This window comes from Massilia sp. CT11-108, assembly GCF_047302915.1.
Taxonomy (GTDB): Bacteria; Pseudomonadota; Gammaproteobacteria; order Burkholderiales; family Burkholderiaceae_D; genus Telluria; species Telluria orientalis.
The window spans coordinates 1-4285 of sequence record NZ_JBKYMO010000468.1; the positions used below are offsets into that span (position 1 = coordinate 1).

Annotated in this window: 3 protein-coding genes and 1 pseudogene; all 4 read left to right on the forward strand. The window is 69.0% G+C overall.

Annotation, left to right across the window (positions count from 1 at the left end):
• The first annotated feature begins 172 nt into the window (after positions 1–172).
• A complete protein-coding gene (locus ACEN88_RS25485; protein ID WP_413344158.1) occupies positions 173–502 on the forward strand; it encodes a DUF2946 family protein in 330 nt (109 codons plus the stop codon).
• 87 nt (positions 503–589) lie between these two features.
• Complete coding sequence (locus ACEN88_RS25490) at positions 590–2647, forward strand: TonB-dependent siderophore receptor (RefSeq protein ID WP_413344159.1); 2058 nt, start codon at positions 590–592, stop codon at positions 2645–2647.
• Between the two features lie 9 nt (positions 2648–2656).
• Positions 2657–3763 (forward strand): DUF1624 domain-containing protein, encoded by a 1107-nt coding sequence (locus tag ACEN88_RS25495; RefSeq protein WP_413344160.1) that lies wholly within the window; start codon positions 2657–2659, stop codon positions 3761–3763.
• Between the two features lie 31 nt (positions 3764–3794).
• A pseudogene (locus ACEN88_RS25500) lies at positions 3795–4285 on the forward strand (DUF2868 domain-containing protein); the annotation flags it as partial.

Sequence of the window (4285 nt, forward strand, 5' to 3'; positions counted from 1 at the left end):
AGGACCGTGAAAAGACTCTGCGCCGATGATAGTGCTGCAACCAGTGTGAAAGTAGGTTATCGTCAGGCTAGTTATTAGAAAAGCCCGCTCAGTATGCACTGAGCGGGCTTTTTGCTTTTCAGCGCCCCGACTTCAGCTACAATGCCCCGCTGTTGTCTTTCCATTACCCCGAATGTCACGCTCCTTCGTCCACGTACTGCTGTCGCTGCTGCTGCTCATCACGCAGCAGATGTCGTTGCAGCATGCGGCGACGCACGTCGCGGAGGCTGCCACTCCGCAAGCGGCAGCGCAGGTGGAGCGGGGCGCCGACGGCAAGCCGGCATTGCGCGATCTCTGCGCACTGTGCCTCGACGGCGCCCAGCTGGCATTCGCGGCGCCGCCATCGGTGCATGTCTTCGTGCCGCTCGCGCTGGCGGACGAGGGCCCCGTCGACCCGATTCGCACCGGCATCCGTCCGCAGCCGGTCCACGTCTACCAGCCGCGCGGTCCACCCCAAGCCTGATCAGTTCCTCCAATCGATGCATCGTACCGCCATGGCGCCTGCGCCCGGGCGGCGTTGCGCGTTATTCGCTGAACAGGATTTGGAAACATGAAGATCAAGAACACCCATCTGCGGTGCGTGCCGCTGCTCGCCGGTACGCTGTCTTTCCACGCCATGGCCGAACCGCCGGCCGGCACCGTGCTCGTCACCGGCCAGCGCACGGCCTACCATGCCCTTACCGTGGCCGGCGCCACGAAAACCGATGCGCAGCCGCTCGACCTGCCGCAAAGCACCCGGACGCTGGAGGCCGACCTGCTGCGCGACGCGGGCGTCACCAACCTGGCCGGTGCCCTGGAACTGGCCAGCGGCATCGCCCGCCAGAGCGACCTGGGCGGCCTGTGGGACAGCTACGCGATGCGTGGCTTCACGGGCGATCCGAACTTCGGGTCCGACTACATGGTCAACGGCTTCAGTTCGAGCCGTGGCTACAACGGCCTGCGCGACGTCGCGGGTACCCAGTTCATCGAGATTTTGAAGGGACCCGCATCGGCGCTGTATGGCCGCGGCGAGCCGGGCGGCACGGTCAACATCGTGACGAAGAAGCCGCGCTTCGCGCCGCAATACGGCATCGACGCCGCGCTTGCGAGCCATGGCACGCGGCGCGCCGCCGCCGACCTGACCGGGCCGTTGTCGGACAGCGTCGCGTACCGGTTCAACCTGGCGCACCAGGCGGGCGGCAGCTTCCGCGACCTGGTGCACACGGAGCGCACCTACGTCGCGCCGTCCATCCTGTGGCACGCGGGCGAAGACACGACGGTGTCGTACGAGATCGAGGCGACGCGCCAACGCACGCCGTTCGACCGTGGCGTCGTCGCGATCCCGGGCCGGTTGCCAGTCTCGCGTTTCCTCGGCGAGCCTGCCGACGGTCCGGTCATCGTGCAGTCGGTGGGACAGCAGCTGTTCGTCCAGCGCGCGCTGGGCGCAGGCTGGTCGGTGCAGGGTGGCGCATCCTATCGCGACAGTGCGCTCGCCGGCTATTCGACGGAAGCCAGCGACCTCGCGGCGGATGGCCGGACGCTGCGCCGCCAGCGGCGGCATCGCGACTTCGCGGCCATCGACCGTTCCGCCCGCGTTGAGCTGCTGGGCAGGCTCGCAAACCACGCCGTGCTGGTCGGCGTCGACACCTACCGGTTCGATGACCGGCGCGTGCAGCTGCGCCGCAATCCGTCGGCCGCGAATCCGTACGCGCTCGACATCTTCGACCCCGTGTACGGCGGCACGGCCGCGCCGCTCGCCCTGTCGATCGATACGCTCGAACACCAGCGCGCCACGGGGCTCTACGTGCAGGACCAGTTGGACCTGACGGCGCGCTGGAAAGCGCTCGTCGGCGTGCGCCATGACCGGTACCGCCAGACCGTGATCAACCATCGCACGGCGGCCGTCAACCACCACCGCGTGGGCGCCACCAGCCCGCGCGCCGGACTGGTCTACCAGCCGGCTGCCACGGTCGCGCTGTACGCGAGCACCGCGCGCGGCTTTCGCCCGAACAGCGGCATCGGCATCGACAACCAGGCGTTCCCCGCGGAAGAGAGCCGCGCCGACGAGGTGGGTGCGAAGCTCGACATGCCGGGCGGGCTGGCGGGCACCCTCGCGCTCTACCGGATCCGCAAGAAGAACGTCCTGACGACGAATCCGGCGAACACGGATTACTCCATTCCGGCAGGCGAGGTCGCGAGCCGGGGCGTGGAACTGGACGTGTCGGGCCGGCTGCGGCGCGACCTGAAGCTGTCGGCGTCGTACGCGTACACGGACGCGCGCGTAACCCGTGGCGACAACACCATACGTACCGGCAACCGCGTTCCCAACGTGCCGCGCCACAGCGCCAACGTGCTGCTGGTCGCGGGCGATGCACGGCTGTCGGCCGGCGCCGGACTCGCGTACGTGGGTGAGCGCTTCGGCGACGTGGCGGCGCCCAGTGGCTTCACGCTGCCCGGCTACACGACGGCCCGCGTCATGGCGGCGTATGCGCCGGACAAACGCTGGCGCATCGCGCTGAACGTCGACAACCTGTTCGACCGCCGCTACTACGCCAGTTCGTACAGCCGGTTGTGGGTCGCGCCGGGCAGCACGCGCACGGCGACGGCAACCCTGTCTTACCGCTACTGAGGAACCGCCATGAACACCCGACGTATTCTCTCGATCGACGTGATGCGCGGCCTCGTCATGCTCCTGATGACGGTCGACCACGTGCGCGAGACGTTCTATCTCCAGCACCAGGTCGGCGATCCGATGGACGTGGGCGCGACGCCGCCCGCGCTGTTCTTCACCCGCCTGGCGGCGCATTTCTGCGCGCCGATGTTCGTGTTCCTGACCGGCCTGTCGGCGTGGCTGTATGCGCATCCGCCCGGCGGCCGGCGCAGCGCGACGGGGTTCCTCGTCAAGCGCGGCCTGTTGCTGCTCGCGCTCGAGGTGACGGTCGTGAATGCCGCCTGGTCGGGGGCGCCGCAGTCCACCATTTACCTGCAGGTGATCTGGGCCATCGGCCTCGCCATGCTCGCGCTGGCGCTGCTGCACCGCCTGCCGCTCGCGCTGCCCGGTGTGCTGGGCCTGATCATCGTGGGCGGGCACAATGCGCTGGAACAGGGGACGTTGGCCCCGGCGGCGTGGACGATCCTCGAACAGCGCGGCTTCCTCGCGCTCGACCCGGTCCGCATCAAGGTCAGCTATCCCGTGCTGGCCTGGATCGGCGTGATCCTGCTGGGCTATGCGTGCGGCCCCTTGTATGCCAGGACGGCCGCGCCCGCGCTGCGCACGCGCTGGCTGACCCTCGTTGGCATCGCCTGTCTCGCGTCGCTCGTCGTCCTGCGCAGCGTGAACGCGTACGGCGAGCCCGTGCCGTGGACGCCGCAGGCTGACCCCGTGCGCGCCGCGATGTCCCTCCTCAACTTCACGAAATATCCGCCCTCGCTCGACTTCCTCCTGTTGACGCTCGGCGTGGGGTGCGTCGCGCTCGCGTGGATCGAGCGCGTGGACACGGTAGCGACCCGCGCGGCGGCGGTGTTCGGCGGGGCGCCGCTGTTCTACTACCTGCTGCACCTGTATGCGCTACTGGCGCTGCAGAAGCTCGCCGCCGCCGCGCTGGGCGTGCCGCGCGCGGACGTGGCGCACGTCTGGCAGGTGTGGGCGATCGCCGCGCTGCTGGCTGTCGTCCTGTATCTGCCGACGCGGCTGTTCGGCGCGTACAAGCGCACGAGCGGGAAACGATGGGTGAAGTATTTCTGATAAGCTTGTCAACTCATCCAGAGAGGAGCCCATGAACGAGCGGACCGCACGCGATGTCGTCCTGATGCGCGCCATCGAAACCGCCGACACGAAGCGCGAGATCCTGACCGAAGACGACCGCGTCTACGCCAGCCGCAGCGCGCGCGAGCTGGCGCACTGGCAGGCGGCCGAAGGCAAGAGCGAGCCGCGGCTCGACCACTTCCTCGGCCAGCGCGCGGAACTCATCCTCAAGCGGCTGGCCGAGCGCACGCCCGCGTTTGCCGCGTTCCGCCAGCGGCGCAGCCTGCTGCCCATGCTGGCCGTGCTGCTGCCCATCATCGGCTTCGCGGCCGGCGCGGGGCTGGACCGCATCGGCAATCCGCATCGCGTCGACCTGCTGTCGGCGCCGCTGCTCGCGATCCTCGCGTGGAACCTGCTGGTCTACGTCGCGCTGATCGTGTGGGCGCTCGTGCCGTCGAAGCGCACCGGCTGGGCGAGCCCGCGGCTGCTGCGCCGCCTGTCCGTCGGCAGTTTGCGCGGCAG

Excerpts from the sequence above, each read along its gene's own strand:
- ACEN88_RS25495 (WP_413344160.1), top strand. The coding sequence starts at position 2,657 with ATGAACACCCGACGTATTCTCTCGATCGACGTGATGCGCGGCCTCGTC.
- ACEN88_RS25485 (WP_413344158.1), top strand. The coding sequence starts at position 173 with ATGTCACGCTCCTTCGTCCACGTACTGCTGTCGCTGCTGCTGCTCATC.
- ACEN88_RS25490 (WP_413344159.1), top strand. The coding sequence starts at position 590 with ATGAAGATCAAGAACACCCATCTGCGGTGCGTGCCGCTGCTCGCCGGT.